Origin of the sequence: Pedobacter hiemivivus (assembly GCF_005144565.1) — a bacterium.
GTDB classification, from domain to species: domain Bacteria; phylum Bacteroidota; class Bacteroidia; order Sphingobacteriales; family Sphingobacteriaceae; genus Pedobacter; species Pedobacter hiemivivus.
The window spans coordinates 122,860-138,845 of the sequence record NZ_SWDX01000001.1; the positions used below are offsets into that span (position 1 = coordinate 122,860).

General features: G+C 37.3%; 18 protein-coding genes and 2 tRNA genes. 14 read left to right on the forward strand and 6 right to left on the reverse strand.

The features are described 5' to 3' along the window. The first annotated feature begins 56 nt into the window (after window positions 1-56). Entirely contained in the window at window positions 57-2,450 is a 2,394-nt protein-coding gene (locus FBD94_RS00520) for a TonB-dependent receptor (protein WP_235884329.1), read from the forward strand. Window positions 2,451-2,853: 403 nt separating this feature from the next. Next, window positions 2,854-3,192 carry a hypothetical protein gene (locus tag FBD94_RS00525; RefSeq protein WP_136878712.1) on the forward strand — a complete coding sequence of 113 codons (339 nt, stop codon included), beginning with the start codon at window positions 2,854-2,856 and terminating at the stop codon, window positions 3,190-3,192. A 39-nt stretch (window positions 3,193-3,231) separates the two neighbouring features. Here the strand turns inward: FBD94_RS00525 and FBD94_RS00530 are convergent. After that, window positions 3,232-3,314 (reverse strand) — tRNA-Tyr (locus FBD94_RS00530). 49 nt (window positions 3,315-3,363) lie between these two features. Further along, a tRNA-Ala gene (locus tag FBD94_RS00535) sits at window positions 3,364-3,440 on the reverse strand. Window positions 3,441-3,861: 421 nt separating this feature from the next. On the opposite strand from FBD94_RS00535, the gene FBD94_RS00540 reads away from it, so the two are divergent. From FBD94_RS00540 to FBD94_RS00560, 5 genes are all read left to right on the forward strand, one after another. Next, window positions 3,862-4,323, forward strand: coding sequence for a DUF4268 domain-containing protein (locus tag FBD94_RS00540; RefSeq protein ID WP_136878713.1), 462 nt, complete (start codon window positions 3,862-3,864; stop codon window positions 4,321-4,323). 40 nt (window positions 4,324-4,363) lie between these two features. After that, complete coding sequence (locus FBD94_RS00545) at window positions 4,364-4,816, forward strand: DsrE family protein (protein WP_136878714.1); 453 nt, start codon at window positions 4,364-4,366, stop codon at window positions 4,814-4,816. A gap of 31 nt (window positions 4,817-4,847) precedes the next feature. Then, window positions 4,848-6,161: an alpha/beta fold hydrolase gene (locus FBD94_RS00550; protein ID WP_136878715.1), complete on the forward strand. Its 1,314-nt coding sequence runs from the start codon at window positions 4,848-4,850 to the stop codon at window positions 6,159-6,161. 114 nt (window positions 6,162-6,275) lie between these two features. Continuing rightward, on the forward strand, window positions 6,276-6,638 hold the full coding sequence (locus tag FBD94_RS00555) for a response regulator transcription factor (RefSeq protein ID WP_131607345.1): 363 nt from the start codon (window positions 6,276-6,278) through the stop codon (window positions 6,636-6,638). Between the two features lie 78 nt (window positions 6,639-6,716). After that, a complete protein-coding gene (locus FBD94_RS00560; protein ID WP_235884330.1) occupies window positions 6,717-7,634 on the forward strand; it encodes a glycerophosphodiester phosphodiesterase family protein in 918 nt (305 codons plus the stop codon). A 42-nt stretch (window positions 7,635-7,676) separates the two neighbouring features. Here the strand turns inward: FBD94_RS00560 and FBD94_RS00565 are convergent, their stop codons facing one another. Further along, entirely contained in the window at window positions 7,677-7,925 is a 249-nt protein-coding gene (locus tag FBD94_RS00565) for a hypothetical protein (protein ID WP_131607347.1), read from the reverse strand. Window positions 7,926-8,034: 109 nt separating this feature from the next. Here FBD94_RS00565 and FBD94_RS00570 point away from each other — a divergent pair, with 109 nt between their 5' ends. From FBD94_RS00570 to FBD94_RS00595, 6 genes are all read left to right on the forward strand, one after another. Continuing rightward, window positions 8,035-8,736, forward strand: a complete 702-nt coding sequence (locus tag FBD94_RS00570; RefSeq protein ID WP_136878716.1) for a DUF4377 domain-containing protein — start codon at window positions 8,035-8,037, stop codon at window positions 8,734-8,736. A gap of 148 nt (window positions 8,737-8,884) precedes the next feature. After that, on the forward strand, window positions 8,885-9,367 hold the full coding sequence (locus FBD94_RS00575; RefSeq protein WP_136878717.1) for a MarR family winged helix-turn-helix transcriptional regulator: 483 nt from the start codon (window positions 8,885-8,887) through the stop codon (window positions 9,365-9,367). Further along, window positions 9,351-10,034: a GNAT family N-acetyltransferase gene (locus FBD94_RS00580; protein WP_131607351.1), complete on the forward strand. Its 684-nt coding sequence runs from the start codon at window positions 9,351-9,353 to the stop codon at window positions 10,032-10,034. Before FBD94_RS00575 ends, FBD94_RS00580 begins: the two co-directional genes overlap by 17 nt. 82 nt (window positions 10,035-10,116) lie before the next feature. Continuing rightward, window positions 10,117-10,713 carry a hypothetical protein gene (locus tag FBD94_RS00585; RefSeq protein WP_131607352.1) on the forward strand — a complete coding sequence of 199 codons (597 nt, stop codon included), beginning with the start codon at window positions 10,117-10,119 and terminating at the stop codon, window positions 10,711-10,713. 57 nt (window positions 10,714-10,770) lie between these two features. Further along, on the forward strand, window positions 10,771-11,268 hold the full coding sequence (locus FBD94_RS00590; protein WP_131607353.1) for a cupin domain-containing protein: 498 nt from the start codon (window positions 10,771-10,773) through the stop codon (window positions 11,266-11,268). A gap of 65 nt (window positions 11,269-11,333) precedes the next feature. Further along, window positions 11,334-12,065: an acyl-CoA desaturase gene (locus FBD94_RS00595; RefSeq protein ID WP_136878718.1), complete on the forward strand. Its 732-nt coding sequence runs from the start codon at window positions 11,334-11,336 to the stop codon at window positions 12,063-12,065. A 183-nt stretch (window positions 12,066-12,248) separates the two neighbouring features. On the opposite strand, the gene FBD94_RS00600 is transcribed toward FBD94_RS00595, so the two are convergent. Beyond that, complete coding sequence (locus FBD94_RS00600; protein ID WP_131607355.1) at window positions 12,249-12,671, reverse strand: SH3 domain-containing protein; 423 nt, start codon at window positions 12,669-12,671, stop codon at window positions 12,249-12,251. A gap of 15 nt (window positions 12,672-12,686) precedes the next feature. Next, entirely contained in the window at window positions 12,687-13,190 is a 504-nt protein-coding gene (locus tag FBD94_RS00605) for a BON domain-containing protein (RefSeq protein WP_136878719.1), read from the reverse strand. A 335-nt stretch (window positions 13,191-13,525) separates the two neighbouring features. Between FBD94_RS00605 and FBD94_RS00610 the strand changes: the two genes are divergently transcribed. Continuing rightward, the gene (locus FBD94_RS00610; RefSeq protein ID WP_136878720.1) at window positions 13,526-14,398 is read left to right on the forward strand and encodes a sigma-70 family RNA polymerase sigma factor; all 873 of its coding nucleotides are present in this window, start codon (window positions 13,526-13,528) and stop codon (window positions 14,396-14,398) included. 130 nt (window positions 14,399-14,528) lie between these two features. On the opposite strand, the gene FBD94_RS00615 is transcribed toward FBD94_RS00610, so the two are convergent. Then, entirely contained in the window at window positions 14,529-15,839 is a 1,311-nt protein-coding gene (locus FBD94_RS00615; RefSeq protein WP_131607358.1) for a DEAD/DEAH box helicase, read from the reverse strand. Window positions 15,840-15,986 lie beyond the last annotated feature (147 nt).

The following is a 15,986-nucleotide window of genomic DNA, read 5'->3' on the forward strand; positions in this document are numbered from 1 at the left end:
ACATAGGGGTAAACTTTAAACTCGGTGTCATAAGGGGAAACCAACTCATAATGAATATGAAATTTTCCCCCATTCTCTTCGTTGCTTTTCTGATGCAAAGTTTACATGTTGTGGCTCAGCACAAAGATTCAACAACTTTAAATAGTAAAATATTAACCGAAACCATCAAAGGTACCGTGTTAGACAAGGGCAGCAGGTTACCATTAGCTGGTGTTACGATAAGGTTAACCTCAAATCCATCTGTTAAGGTGTCTAGTACAGATCAGAATGGTGTATTCCGTTTAATTGGTGTGCCTTTAGGTCGTCAGGTATTACAGGCCAGTATAACCGGTTACCAACAAGTAGTTCTTGCCGAACTATTGATTACCAGTGGCAAAGAAAATATACTGAATCTGGAGATGGAGCCGCAAAGCAATAACCTGAACGAAGTCGTCGTAAATGCGAATTCAGGTAAAAAGCCATTAAACCAAATGGCACTGGTTAGTGGACGTTCCTTTTCTCCTGAGGAAACGAATCGTTATGCTGGTGCATTTTTTGACCCAGCAAGAATGGCTCAAAGCTTTCCAGGCGTTGTTGCCGGCGGCGATGATAACGAAATCATCGTAAGAGGGAATTCTCCAAAAAGTTTACAATGGCGATTAGAAGGAATAGAAATTGTAAATCCGAATCATTTTGGTAGTGAAGGGGCCTCTGGAGGTGGAGTGAGTATGATCAATACCACCGTTTTAAGTACCTCTGACTTTTATACAGGAGGTTTAGCGGCAGAATATGGTAATGCGATTTCTGGTGTTTTTGACTTAAAGTTTAGAAAGGGAAATACAGACAAGAGAGAATATGCCTTTAATATTGGAGTATTAGGAGCTGGGGCTACTTTGGAAGGTCCATTTAAAAAGGGTGGGACTGCCTCATATTTGGTTAGTTACCGTTATTCTTCCTTGAGTTTACTGGAAAAGGTGGGAGTTGAAGTTTCGGATGCGGGTACGCCAAAATATCAGGATTTGTCTTTCAATTTTGTATTCCCTACAAAAAAGGCAGGTACTTTCTCCTTGTTTGGAATTGGTGGCTTGGGTAAGATCGATAAAGTGGCAGACCACGATTATACAAAATGGGAAGAACGGTATGACGGCTCGAATCAAAATTTGAGTTTTAATGCTGGAAGTGCAGGCTTGAAGCACCTTTATATTGCCAACAACAAACTTTATTTTAATAATATCGTTTCTGTTTCTGTTAGTCGAAGCGCTAATACTACCGACACGCTCACTAAAAACTATCAGCCTAGTCTCGATTATAAAGATCAGTATACCAATACGGCGATTCGGTATGCGGGAAGCCTAAATTATAAGATCAACGGTTCAAATACGATCAGGGCAGGTGTAAATGCTAGTTTTTTAAAATATGACTTGTATGCATTAACTCATGATACACAACTTAATGCATTAAAAGAGTTGATTAATCAACAAGGTAATACCAGTAGTTACGATGGATTTGTGCAACATAAAGCCGAATTAAACAGTAAACTAACCTTAAACACGGGACTGCATATCAATTATTTTAACTTAAGCAAGAGTTGGAGTTTTGAGCCCAGATTAGGTTTAAAGTATCAACTGTCTCCGGATCAGCTGCTATCTTTCGGAACAGGTTTGTATAGCCGTCTTGAACCGCTTTCCTACTATTTTGCTAAAAGTGGAGCATCATCTGGAAGAGCTGAGCCTGTTAAACCGCTTACGCCTACAAAGTCTGCGCAAGCTGTATTGGGATACGAAAAGCTATTTGGTGGAAACCTGAAATTTAAAACAGAATTGTATTATCAGCATTTGTATGATGTGCCGGTGTCAGTAGATCCAACTGTGAATTTTTCATTGCTCAATGTCTCAGATAATTCCGCCATCAGTTCTTCCGCTTACCGTCAGCTTGTCAATAAGGGGACTGGTAAAAACTATGGTGTCGAGTTTTTACTTGAAAAATCCCTGAGTAAAGGTTATTATTTCATTGCCACAACTTCATTATTCGATTCGAAATTTAAAGCTTTGAGTGGTAAAGAATTTAATACGTCCTTCAATACTCGATGCGTAGGTAATCTTTTGGCAGGAAAAGAATGGATAGCAGGCAAAAAAAAGAACAATATTTTCGGGTTGAATGCAAAATTGATTTATGCCGGTGGCAGAAGGTATTCTCCAATTCTGGTTGAAGAGTCTTTTAGGTTGGATGAAGAAGTCATAGATCAGAACAAAATTAATACTTTAACTGCTGATCCTTATGTAAGGGTTGATTTTTCTGCCAGTTATCGTATCAATAGTAAGAGCGTAAGTCATTTGATTATTATTGATATTCAGAATCTTTTGAACCGTGAAAATACGGTTGGGATGTTCTATAATTCGAGTAAACGGGTTATAGAACCACAAAAATGGAGTGGAATTATTCCCACAATTAATTATAGGATAGAGTTTTAAGTGTATTTGTAAATATACTTTTAGCGAGGATGCTGTTTTTTTGTGTAAAAAGTGTATCTTTGCGACAGTTTGGTTAAGTAGGTGTTTAAGCTTCAAATCATTGGACACTTGCTGATTAATTTCGATACATTACATATTGAGGCCATACTACACCCAGAAGTGCTATTAGCGCTTCTGGGTGTTCTTTTTTAAGGCTTTTTTCTGCCTCAAGCTTTATAAGCTTCAATCTCTTTTGCCAAAAACTAATGCAGCTTACAATTGGTGCCATAATCCTATGGACTTAAATTATCCGATAACGCTTCTGCATTAATTCCTGGTAAATGTTTTTCAACGGATCTTATGCAGAATTGGTTGTACGCCAATTTCAGCTGTTATAAATTGTTTCGCTAAATTTGTTAGTATTATGATTTTGAATGAAGAGCAAGTAATTTCATTTAACCGGTTTGCAGCTGCCTTTGTAACCGCCAATAAATATATGAGTAAGGCAATAAGTCGTCATAATAAATTGATTGTCCTGACAGAAAGCAATAGGCTCATCTTTGATTTCAATGGTTTTACTGAAGAGTATCAGCGAAAATTCATTCTTAATAATTTTGAACTTTACTGCACATCCTTATTTATTGCTTTTAAACCAAGGATTGTCACATTTCTAAAAAATGAAGGTATGACTTCCTATAGCTTTGATTGCGTGTTCTTATTAGGTGATCGGGGGTTGACTAAAATTGAAATTGTAAAGGTGTAGTTGTTGGTAATTGGCTTTTATGTGGAAAAGCTTTAGAAGTGGGGGGAGAAGGATTCGAACCTTCGAAGTCTTGCGACAACAGAGTTACAGTCTGTCCCATTTGGCCACTCTGGTATCCCCCCATTTATATCGTTCTAAATAATAAAGCTTCAGATTGCTCTGAAGCTTTATTGGTGGAGAATATCGGATTCGAACCGATCACCTCTTCACTGCCAGCGAAGCGCTCTAGCCAAATGAGCTAATCCCCCTTAAAACTGCCGATAATCAATTACCAGCGTGGGGCAAAAGTAATTAAATTTAGAAACCCTACAAATTAAATATTGAAATAACTGCTCTGGGAATCTGTAATAGAATCATATGACCACGTTGTCAGTGGATTATCGTTTTGATTTATTCTTTGCGTGACTTTAATTCAGAGAGGATCTCTCTAAGAATTTGGTTCTTTTCCTTTGCTGTGTTACGAAAGCTGTTTAGAATTAAGAAAAATAGAATGGTTGCCACCAGTGTAAACACGATGGGAAGTAGAGCCATTAATTGAAATAAATGCATAGTTTGGGTTTAAGTTATCTTAAAGTTATAAAAAATAGTTCTAAACTAGTCGTAGTTTTGTGGCTTTATACCCCATTACCTACGTTTGGGGAAGTTTAACTATTTTCAATACGATTCAAATTGTACTCAAAAGATCAAGTATCACAATTAAAACAGGAATTCTGGACCGCATTTGGACAGTATATTGCACCGCAACTATCAGCTGAAGGGTTAAGAATCAATTGGATTAACTATAAAACAGGAATAAAACACCTGTTCTTTAAAATGCAAGCTGATAAACGTCAGGCTACAATAGGGATAGAGATCACGCACCCAGATGCAGGTATGCAGGAATTGGTATTCGAGCAATTTAAAGAGTTTAAAAAGTTGTTTGAAGCTCAGGTGCAGGAAGAGTGGGAATGGGAACTTGGGGCAGTTGATGAGTATGGTAAAAAGATTACCCGCATTTATACAGTCTTGCCAGGGGTTAGCATCTTTAAAAAAGAAGACTGGCCCGCATTGATCTCATTTTTTAAACCAAGAATGATTGCATTGGACGAATTTTGGAACGATGCACAGCATAGTTTTGATGTGTTTAAATAAAAAAATCGGGTATATTGTGCCATTATAATTTTTAATATACATGAGACAATACACCGTAATTTTTTCTTTCCTTTTGCTATTGGGCATCTCTTTTTCTGCTCAATCTCAAGTACAGCCAGTTTTTACTGGGGCAAAAGCTACGTTGAAGCACTATAAGGCATTGTATGTGCTAAATAGTGGTGATGAAAAAAAGATCAATGGCACCCTCCGCAATATTAAAAATGCACTGGAAGATCCACGACTTAAAGGAAAATTAGAATTAGAATTTGTTGTTTTTGGAGATGGGGTAACCATTTATGACAAAAATAGCCCGTATCAAGAAAAGCTAAAAGACCTAAAGGCAAGAGGAGTGTTACTCGCGCAGTGCGAAAATACCCTTAAGGAACGAAATATCGATAAAAATACCCTATACGATTTTATAAACTTTGTGCCTAGCGGCAATGGAGAGATCATCATCAGACAGCAACAAGGCTGGGCGATTGTTCATCCTTAAAATTATACCTAAAAACCTTTAAACCATTGATATGAAGAAAGTATTTCTTTTGTTTTTTGCCCTTTTAATTTCAAGTGCATCATTTTCGCAAGGTATTTTAAGCCTTATAGGCAAATCACAAAATTTGTTTAATCAGTTCTCCGAAGATAAATTTACTGAAGCTTATGCTAATTTTGATGCTACCTTTCAAGCTAAGGTGACCCAGGATGATTTAAAGTCGCTATGGGGTAAAATAGGCGAACGATTTGGTAAGCTAGATGCTGTATCGGTCATAAATAGTAAAACTGAAGGTGACTTTTACACAGTTATAGTAGAAGGGAAGTTTACTAACGATACGCAGAATTTTATGATTGCTTATAATAAAACTGAAAAGATAGTAGGCTTTTTCCTTCAGCCTAAGTCAACAGCAGCTGCTTACGTAGCTCCTGCTTATGCTGATACAACTTTATATAAAGAGAAAGAGGTCTATGTCAAGTCGGCAGATCATAATCTTGTTGGATTACTAACTGTTCCTAAAAATGTGACCAATTATCCGGTTGTGGTGTTGGTGCATGGCTCTGGTCCAAGTGATATGGATGAAACTATTGGTCCAAATAAGCCATTTAAAGACCTGGCAGCGGGTTTGGCTGCCAAAGGCATTGCTAGCATCCGCTATGTGAAAAGAACAATGGTTTATCCAAATGATTTTGGTGGTGCTTTTACTGTTAAGGAAGAGGTTTTAGATGATGCATTGGCTGCGGTTGCCTTGGCGAGAACAATTCCGGAGGTAGATAAAAAGCAAATTTACTTATTAGGGCATAGTTTGGGTGGAATGTTGGCTCCAAGGTTGGCAATGTTAGCACCTGATTTAAATGGGGTTTTGTTACTTGCTGCACCTGCAAGATCATTGACCGATTTAATGGTGGAACAAAATAAGTACGGCTTTGCACTTTCTAAGGATACCACTCAGGCGGGTAAATTACAGCTCGATAGTGTGATTAAAATGCTTGATAAAACCAGAATTACTCAATTGGGTGCAATGAAGCCGGATTCTAATGTTTTAGTTCTGCCAGCATCTTATTTGGTTGATATTAATAATTATAATCAGGTTGAAGTCGCAAAGAAATTGAAACAGCGCATTTTTATAGCTCAAGGAGGTCATGATTTTCAGGTATCGACAACCGATTATGATTTGTGGAATGCTGCGCTTGGTAAAAAGAAAAATGTGGAGTTGAAACTGTACCCTAGTCTTAATCACTTAATGAGTTGGCAGACAGAAAAGGGATCAATGAATCAATATAGTGTCCCTTCAAGCGTATCAGAAGAGCTGATTACTGATCTCGTCAATTGGATTAAAGCTAAGTAATGATATAATTGGCTATGTTAAATTATGATATTGTCTGATAGTTTAGCTTTATTTAATTTATGGCAAAATTGTTGCATGTATTAAATTGAATTTAAACGTAAAGCAAAGTTAATTATGATTAAAAGGGTGCACGTACTTGAAGATGATGAAGATATCAGATATATTATTGGAGTTTTATTGAAGGATGAGGGATATGAACTTCAGCTTTCATCGTCATTTAGTGACCTAAAAAGCAAACTGAAAGACTCTGTTCCTGATTTGTTTATTTTAGATGTAATGATTCCTGATGGTAATGGTACAGATATTTGTGCGGACCTGAAAAATGATATTTTTACAAAACAGATCCCCATTATAGTAATGTCTGCAGATGACAAAAATAAAGATAAAAGTCTAGGAGCTGGGGCTGATGATTATATCAGTAAGCCTTTTGACATTGATCATATTGTTAATCGAATTAACAAATTGTTAGTAAAATAGATTAATCTCAATTTATAAAAAAGGCTGATCATGTATATTTGTGATTAGCCTTTTTTATGAAAAAGCCGTACCCCAGAAATGATGATGAAAATTTTGAAAAATAACGGTCTTGTATTGATGCTGACCTTATGCCTTCTAGGTGTAAGTTGTATAGCTTCGGCTCAGAAACTCCACACGCTAAATGTTAAAAACACCAAGCAACTGAAAGAATTTTTTAGGTACAAAGGCAAAAATATACCTGTTATTAGCGGTCATAGAGGAGGCATGATCAAAGGCTTTCCTGAAAATAGTATTGAGACTTTTGAAAACACCTTACGTTTTACGCCTGCTTTTTATGAGATAGATCCGCGTTTAACAAAGGATGGTGTGGCTGTGTTGATGCACGATGCTACATTGGACAGAACCACTAATGGTACGGGTAAAGTTTCTGATTATACTTATGCAGAACTACAGAGATTTAGGTTAAAAGATCCTGAAGGCCATGTGACTGAGGCTAAAATTCCGACGCTGAAAGAGGTGATTCTTTGGAGCAAAGGTAAAACGATAGTGAACCTGGATAAAAAGGATTTGCCTTTGGAGGTGACAGCAAAGATTTTGACGGAATGTAAAAATGACATCATCATGCTTACGGTACACAACGCGGAACAGGCCAAGTTTTATTATGATTATAATCCTAAGTGGATGCTTTCTGCTTTTGTGAAAACTAAAAAGGCGTTTAAGGAATATGAAGCCGCCGGGATTCCATGGTCAAATATGATTGCTTATATCGGTCCGGAAAATAAGCCCGAGAATAAGGAATTGTTTGATATGCTGCATGCTAAAGGAGTAATGTGTATGATTTCGGCTGCACCAACTTATGATAAACTAGCTGATGCTGCTGAACGCGCAAAAAATTATAGAGAGACTTTTGTGCAAGGAGCAGATATTTTAGAATCTGATTTGCCAATAGAGGTTGCAGAGGCTATAAAATCGATCAAGCCTCAGACTAAATTTTAGGGAATATTCCCTTATCTGCTTGCGGCCGTTCGCTATAAGGCCTTAGTTTAAGGTGAAAATGAAGTCTGCCTCATCCGAATTCCCTACATAAAATTTAAGGGTGGTTTTAGGCGATTTTATTAAAGGTGCAATTGGAGAGATTAAATCCGAAAATTGCACCTTTAACATGTCCATATCGGTTTCTTCTGGAACGCGGATCAAAAGATCACCACCGCTACTCCTTACTTTCCAGTCTTCAAATGTTTCATCTTTTTGTAGCATTTGCTTCCATTCCTGTTGATATTTTCCCATGATTTTTTTCTTTTTATAAAGTTAAGGACATTCCTTTAAAGATCTGTTGTTTTTTGGTCGTTATGGAAACGGAACAATTGTTGCATCCTGCTGTTATAACACAAATAAAATGAAAAGAAACATGATCAAGAGTATCGCAGTAAAATTGGTTTTAACCCTTATTTTAATCATAGGGGGCAATATGATCAGCAAGGCTGATGAGATTAGGTTAGTAGTTAAAGAAGATCTTGCCAGTTGTACCGGTGTTGCACCTATGACCTGTATGCAGGTAAAATATAAGACCAGTAAGAACTGGGAGCTGTTTTACAGCCAGATTTCTGGATTTAAATATAAGCCGGGTTATCGTTATGTACTTCTGGTAAATCGTACCAAAAGAACCAATGTTCCTGCAGATGCTTCGGCTTATGAGTATAAGCTAAAAAGGGTGGTAAAGAAAGTGAGAATGAAACAGAATACTACAACTGCATGGGATTTTGTATTGAAACACAAATGGAAGCTGATTCAGATGAATGGTGTGACGCAGAGCGAATCTCCGGTATACATGACATTTGATGGAGAGAAAAAACGTGTTGGCGGAAAATCGGGTTGTAATTCTTTCTTTGGAGGCTTTAAGAAAAGTGATGACACGTTAACTTTTAATCAGATGGCTGGTACGATGATGGCTTGTAGTCCGGAATTGAATAAGTTAGAGCATGAGTTTTTAACATTGATAGGTGATAAAACCTTTAGATACGATGTTGCAGACCAAACGCTTAATCTTTATCAGGGTAATAAGCTGGTGCTAATGTTTGGAATGGCACCTTTAAAATAAGTTTATCCTGGATATTTTTAGATCTGATCAATAAAACGGCTAGATAGATAGGGCTTTTGACCTATCCATCTAGCCGTTTTATTTTTCTTTTGGAAGCTAAATCTTTATCTCTTACATTTGGTAAATATTTACGTAAGTATTTACCTATATGGCGCAGAATATTATCAATGAATTGGGTGCTTTAGCTATTGGTTCTAGAATGAGGCGGCTTTATGACGCTTTGTCTAAAGATGCAGCAAGGGTTTATGAAGATCATGAATTGCAATTTGAGATCAAATATTTCACACTTTTCTATCTCATTAGTAAAAGAAAACAGATTGGGATAATGGATATTGCTGAAGAGTTGAGCCTTACACATCCAGCGATTATACATTTAGCCAAAGAGTTGGAAAAAAAGGGATACATCGAATCTGCGAGTGCTCCTGGCGATAGCAGAAAAAGAATGCTGCAGCTTTCTGCTAAAGGGAAAAAAAGTCTTCCCGCTTTTAAAAAGGTCTGGGAGAAGATTAACACTTTAAATGAACAGCTTTTTGTGCAGCAGCACCAGTTGTTGCAAACGCTTGAAGCGATAGAAAAGACATTGGAAGAAAGGTCCTATTATAAAAGATTTCAAAATGATACAGCTAGATAATCCTACCTGGAGTGCTTTAACCAGCACGCACAAACACTTTGCGTTGGGCTCAAATACCGCTAAAAGGTATCCGGCGAATGTTTTACCTTTCGTAGCTTTTGATCCCAATGCGACTGAGCCATTGGATACGTTGGGAGATATAGTAACCAACGAAGGTGTTTGTATCATTGGAGATCTTCCTGAGATTCCTTCTACATGGACTGTATTTAAAAAATTGGAATGTGACCAAATGGTTTGTTCCGAATTGATATCCCTGAAACAAGATGACAGCATTGAAGTTTTGAAGCTGGGAGAGGAGGATGGTCCAGCGATGTTTGAACTGATCAACAGTATTCAGCCCGGTTTTTATAAGGATTATACAGCAAACCTTGGAAGCTATTACGGGATCAGAATAGAAGGGAAGTTGGTGGCTATGGCTGGTGAGAGACTTAAAATGACAGGTCTGAGCGAGGTGAGCGCAGTTTGTACCCAGCCCGATCATATTGGAAAAGGCTTTGCAGCCCACTTGGTTTCGGTCGTATGCAAAAATATGATCGCACAGGGCAATACTCCCTTTTTACATGTATTAAGCACTAATTTAAGAGCAGTTCAACTTTACGAGCGCTTAGGCTTTGTAAAAAGAAGAAGCATTCTGTTTTGCCTGATCAAAATAAATTCGGTCAAGTAATTAAATGAAGCCTGCTATTCGATTTTGTAAAGTCATCCGATGTAATTACCTTCAAATCTAATATGTCAATGGAAGGAAGAATTTGGAAGATGAAATAAAGGGGCTCGTGCCTCATGTGTTAAGTTTCATTGTTAGTGAGTTTTGTAAGTACGGCTTTTTAATTGCCTATGAGAAGGATTTATCGGATTTGAAAGGTCTCATTGAACCAGATTCGATTGCGGCAGAAGATTTTGAATTGCTGGAGGCTGTAGATGATGAGGTGGTGCAATTGCTACTCCGATCCATAGATAAAGTTGTGGAGTGTTCTAAAACCTTTTTCATGATCAATAACCTGGATGAGTTTGAGGTGATGGAAAATGAGGAGTATAATCAGTTGGCTTCTGATAATTATTACATTTATATCATGGATTGGGAACATAAGTCCTATAACGATTTATTGGTCAATCTGAATGCTGTTTATTTTACCATTGCCAGGTTGTTGCACCATTGTGCTGCCCAGTTAAAACGCAACGTAATAGAATTACCAGATGAGTTTTATGATAGTGATGAGTTTTTGAATCAATATTCAGATATACTAGATCATAAACTTTATGATGATGATGATAAGAATGTAGCTTTGCTGTACGACCTTATTGTGGATTTAAACCTTGACTTACTGGATATTGACCGATTGTCTTAATAGGCCTTCGATTTAATTGATATTATTATCTTTGGTGATTATAAATAACAGAGATATATGTCAGATCAGAAAAAAGAAATATTCGACAGTGTAGCACAGCGTTTAAAAATCGAAGGCTTTAATGTTGTTAATCGTGATGAGACCCGTCCTTGGGGTGGTTTTTTTGTAATTGATGAAGAACAAGCACAGCAGTTTGCTAATGTATATTTTGATAAATTAAATGTTGATGATTTAAAAATATCAGGTAAACTTAGCCCAAAAATATTAATAGTTGCCCCAAATACCAGGCTTTCATGGCAATATCATCATCGCCGTGCAGAAATCTGGAGAGTGGTAAACGGCACGGTTGGCGTAATCACCAGTGATACAGACGAACAAGGCGAGGTAAAATCGTTAACACCTGGACAAACGATTAAATTAAAACAAGGTGAACGTCACCGTTTAATTGGTTTGGACGACTGGGGGATTGTTTCTGAAATTTGGCAACATACAGATCTTACAAATCCTTCGGATGAGAATGATATTGTTAGGGTTCAGGATGATTTTGGACGTTAAGACATCTCAACGTCATTTCTATTTGCAACACATCTAAATACGCATAATACCCGTTAATACTATATATGATTATTTTATCTTTTTTCCTTTTACATTGGTTTCTTTCCCTTTTTTCTCAAACGTTCTTTTTACATCGCTACGCTTCGCATAAAATGTTTAAAATGAATCCTTTTTGGGAGAAGTTTTTTTATCTGATTACGTTTTTATCACAAGGCTCATCTTTTTTAAATCCTCGCGCTTACGCGATATTACACCGGATGCACCATGCTTTCAGTGATACAGAAAAAGACCCGCACTCTCCGCATTTTGTAAAAGATGTGTGGGGGATGATGATCCAGACCAAGAATATTTATTTGAATTACGCGAAATATAACGTTGAACCTGAAGAGCAGTTTAGAGACAATTACCCATCTTGGCCAATTGTTGATAAAATTGGTGATTCCTGGATTACACGTTTTGTTTTTATTGGTTTTTATGTGTGGTTCTATGTAACTTTTGCTACTGCATGGTGGATGTTTTTATTGTTGCCAATCCACTTTTTAATGGGTCCACTTCACGGTGCAATTGTAAACTGGTGCGGTCATAAGTATGGTTATGCTAATCATGATAACAATGACCATAGTAAAAACTCTTTGCCACTTGATTTTTTAATGCTAGGGGAGCTATTTCAGAATAACCATCATAAAAAACCGAATAGCCCAAACTTTGCTTCGCGATGGTTTGAGTTTGATCCGACTTATCCGTTGATGAAAGTGATGCACTGGATGCGGATTATCAAAATAAGAAAGACAAATTAAGTGATCTGTTTTCGGACTGGAACAAATGCCTGAAGAAGGCAATTATTCCTAGGTCCTCTTCCAGACACTGAATTTGTTGGAAAAAAAACGAGGGTTCTGTTATGGAACCCTCGTTTTTTTATGCACAATATTTTATGCGTTATTTTTTGTGTGGATACTGTTTTTTGGTATCTAAGTTTTGTACTAGGCCAGGGGAGTTAGATACTGAGTGTAAGCGTATCCTTCTTCTCCTTGATCTGTTTTAACTTGCCACCATTGATCGTTGGCTTTGCTGACCAATGTTATTACTTCATTTCTGGCAGCTTTTCCCACGATGTCATCATTGGTACTTGGTCCTTTACGGATGTTGAGGTTAGAGCTATTGGTGGTTACTTTAAGCTTAGTGCCTTCTGTAACACCCGCTACGCTGTTGATGTTCATGACGAGGTCTCCTGATGCATAATTTGGATCAAGTCGTTCATAGGTATCCCACAGCTGTTGTTTTACCGTGCCGTTGGTCGAACCATCGATATACAATACGCCATCTTGCTCGCGTACATTTAAACCACTTACACCAGCAGTATTTGCAGTGTCTATTAGTTCTTTATATTTTTCTTGTAAGGCCATTTTATTCCTTTTTATTTATTTGATTACCAATTGACTGTTGTCTACTTTTTTAGGTTTTAAAGCCTGTAATGTCATTATCAGCTTTTGAAGATTCGCTTTTTGAATTTCACCTTTTAAGGTAACTACTCCATCAGAAACGGTTGCAACTACAGTAGGGAAGTCTTTGGTCGCATCTTTAACCGCTGTGGTCAAGGCATCATCTGCAGCAACCACAACAGGACCTGCTGGAGGAGCGGCAACTGTAATGTTGTTTACAACAGATTTTACCCCCATAACACTGGCAGTTGTTTTGTCTAATGTTTGTTTGCTTGTTTCATCAGTAACTTGTCCACTAAGTGTGGCAACTCCTTTTTCAACTGATACTGTAACACCGGAGGCCATTGTATTTGCTTGTATTGCGGTTTCAATGGCGGCTTTTAGATCTGCATCTTTTGGTTTGCTTTTGCAACCAGTTAAGGCGGCCGTCAGTACACAGAGTACCATTAAGGCAGCAATCATTTTGTTCATCGTGTTTTTCATAGTTAAATTAATTTGTTTTTAGTGGTTCAGAAGCTCTTCAGGTTTAGACGGAACACTCCATATAAGTTCATAATAGTTTTAGGAGTGATTTTGTTTTTACTAATGATAATTAAGTAATATTTTATCTGGAATGAAGTGCTTGAATCGAATTGAAGGAATGATGGCTTAAAATTATATTTTGTTGAACACGTTTTTGAGTTCCTCTACAAAATATTGTATTGGTTTTTATTGTCAAAAATGCGTTGTCAACCGAATATTGCTGAGGTCGGGTTATTGTTGAAGTCGCTTTATAGATTTGCTATGATTAAGGGTAAATAAAAGCGGGCAGATTTGATATGAGACCATTAAAAATAGCGCAAAGTATAACAAATCGTAATGACGATAGTGTTTCCAGGTATCTTATGGAAATCGCTCAGATTGACCTGCTTGAAAAGGCTGAAGAGGTGAATTTGGCAATAAAGGTTAAAAACGGAGACCAGATTGCCTTGGAAAAACTGATCAAAACAAATCTTCGTTTTGTGGTTTCAGTAGCAAAACAATATCAAAATAATGGATTAAATCTTGCTGATTTGATTAGTGAAGGAAACATAGGTTTAATAAGAGCTGCGAAACGGTTTGATCATACCAAAGGGTTTAAATTTATCTCTTTTGCAGTGTATTGGATTAGGCAATGTATTCTTCAGGCGATAACAGAGCAAAAGCGGACTGTAAGGTTGTCCGGTAATCAGATTTATGATATGAGTAGGGTTTCGAAAGCTTCAATTAAACTGGAGCAAATGTTAGAACGGGAGCCGACACTAACAGAACTTGCAGATGCTCTTAAGTCAACTGAAGAAAAAATTGCAGATGTTTTATATCATGGTGGGATATCGGTATCCGTTGATATGCAAACAGGTCCACATACTGAATCGACACTTCTGGATACTTTGATCAATCAAAATTCTACCTGTCCCAGCGCACAGTTGTTTAAAGATTCTTTGACAAAAGATCTGATCAGAGCTATAGATACCTTACCTGAAAAACAGAAGCTGGTTTTAAAGTATTGTTATGGTCTTGATAATTTTCCCGAATTGGCTCATGAAGATATTGGTTTTAAAATAGGTTTAACTTCTGAGCGGGTGAGGCAGTTGAGGTACAAAGGGATCGAATCGTTAAAAGCAATTTGTAAGCTCAACAATATGACAGACTATTTTAATGAAACTATATGAATTTATAGTTGTTATAGAAGGAACGCTTTCATGGTTATCTTGATGAGATTAATGCAAAAGGCGTACATAAATAAAAACCGCACATTTTCATGTGCGGTTTTTTGTTTCTCTTTAGAAGATTAGATGCTAATTATTTTGACCAGCGTCTGTTTCCGCCACCATTAGGAGTTTTCTTGGCACCACTTAAGTTAGGTTGACGTTCGGTTCTTTCCGGACGAGCACCTCTTTCAGGGCGTGCGCCTCTTGAAGGTTTTACTTTTCCTTTCGACTTTGCTGCTGCGGCACCCGACATTAGGCTTTGCCAACTCATCGCATAAGGATGGTCTTCCGATACCGGAATCTTTAAACCAATCAATTTTTCAATATCATCTAAGAATTCCTTTTCTTCTGGATCACAGAATGAAAAAGCAGTACCGCTTAATCCTGCACGGCCAGTACGGCCAATACGGTGTACATAAGTTTCTGGAATGTTAGGCAATTCGTAATTGATTACGTGGGCCAGCTCATCCACATCAATACCACGGGCAGCGATGTCTGTAGCTACTAAAATTCTCGTAGTTTTCGCTTTGAAATTAGTCAATGCCCGTTGTCTGGCATTTTGTGATTTATTTCCATGTATGGCTTCTGCTTTTATACCAACCTTAATCAGATCCTTAACAATACGGTCTGATCCATGTTTAGTACGAGCAAATACCAAAGCTGTTTCTATAGTTTTATCTTTTAGGATATGCAGTAACAAGCCTTTTTTATCATTCTTCTCTACAAAGAAAATTTGTTGTTGAATCTTTTCGGCAGTAGAGGATACTGGCGTTACTTCTACTTTAATTGGATCAGTAAGAATGGTATTTGCCAACGTCTGTATTTCTTTAGGCATAGTAGCCGAGAAAAATAGTGTTTGTCTCTTAGCTGGCAATTTGGCAATTACTTTCTTCACGTCATGGATAAAGCCCATGTCGAGCATTCTATCTGCTTCATCTAATACAAAGATTTCTATGTCACGTAAATTTACAAAGCCCTGGTTCATTAGATCTAATAATCTCCCTGGGGTAGCCACCAAAATGTCTACACCTCTGTGCAGTGCATCAGTTTGTGCTTTTTGTCCAACACCGCCAAAGATTACCAAATGTTTTAACGGAAGGTTTCTGCCATAGGCTTTAAAACTCTCTTCAATTTGAATGGCAAGCTCACGAGTTGGTGTTAATATCAAAGCCTTGATGGCTTTATGAACCTTCGTGTTGGTGTGTGGTTTACTTAACAATTGCAGCATAGGTATAGCAAAAGCAGCAGTTTTACCTGTTCCTGTTTGCGCGCAGCCTAATAAATCTCTGCCTTGTAATATAGATGGAATGGATTGTTCTTGTATTGGGGTAGGTTGTGTATAACCTTCTGTTTGCAGCGCATTTAAAATAGGCTCAATCAGATTTAATTCGTTGAATAACAATGTTTTTTTATTTTAATGTAAAATATATAGAAACAAAAGATTCTTGTTTCGCTGCAAAGGTACACATAACTTTCGGCTTTTACTTATGGGGTACTTTTACACGATAAATGTGCATTTGTTGAAATTTTATGGTTGATTCACATGCAT

Coding starts and splice junctions, on each gene's coding strand:
- FBD94_RS00520 (WP_235884329.1), top strand. CDS start 57: ATGAAATTTTCCCCCATTCTCTTCGTTGCTTTTCTGATGCAAAGTTTA.
- FBD94_RS00525 (WP_136878712.1), top strand. CDS start 2,854: ATGATTTTGAATGAAGAGCAAGTAATTTCATTTAACCGGTTTGCAGCT.
- FBD94_RS00545 (WP_136878714.1), top strand. CDS start 4,364: ATGAGACAATACACCGTAATTTTTTCTTTCCTTTTGCTATTGGGCATC.
- FBD94_RS00550 (WP_136878715.1), top strand. CDS start 4,848: ATGAAGAAAGTATTTCTTTTGTTTTTTGCCCTTTTAATTTCAAGTGCA.
- FBD94_RS00555 (WP_131607345.1), top strand. CDS start 6,276: ATGATTAAAAGGGTGCACGTACTTGAAGATGATGAAGATATCAGATAT.
- FBD94_RS00560 (WP_235884330.1), top strand. CDS start 6,717: ATGATGATGAAAATTTTGAAAAATAACGGTCTTGTATTGATGCTGACC.
- FBD94_RS00565 (WP_131607347.1), bottom strand. CDS start 7,925: ATGGGAAAATATCAACAGGAATGGAAGCAAATGCTACAAAAAGATGAA.
- FBD94_RS00570 (WP_136878716.1), top strand. CDS start 8,035: ATGAAAAGAAACATGATCAAGAGTATCGCAGTAAAATTGGTTTTAACC.
- FBD94_RS00575 (WP_136878717.1), top strand. CDS start 8,885: ATGGCGCAGAATATTATCAATGAATTGGGTGCTTTAGCTATTGGTTCT.
- FBD94_RS00580 (WP_131607351.1), top strand. CDS start 9,351: ATGATACAGCTAGATAATCCTACCTGGAGTGCTTTAACCAGCACGCAC.
- FBD94_RS00590 (WP_131607353.1), top strand. CDS start 10,771: ATGTCAGATCAGAAAAAAGAAATATTCGACAGTGTAGCACAGCGTTTA.
- FBD94_RS00595 (WP_136878718.1), top strand. CDS start 11,334: ATGATTATTTTATCTTTTTTCCTTTTACATTGGTTTCTTTCCCTTTTT.
- FBD94_RS00600 (WP_131607355.1), bottom strand. CDS start 12,671: ATGGCCTTACAAGAAAAATATAAAGAACTAATAGACACTGCAAATACT.
- FBD94_RS00605 (WP_136878719.1), bottom strand. CDS start 13,190: ATGAAAAACACGATGAACAAAATGATTGCTGCCTTAATGGTACTCTGT.
- FBD94_RS00610 (WP_136878720.1), top strand. CDS start 13,526: ATGAGACCATTAAAAATAGCGCAAAGTATAACAAATCGTAATGACGAT.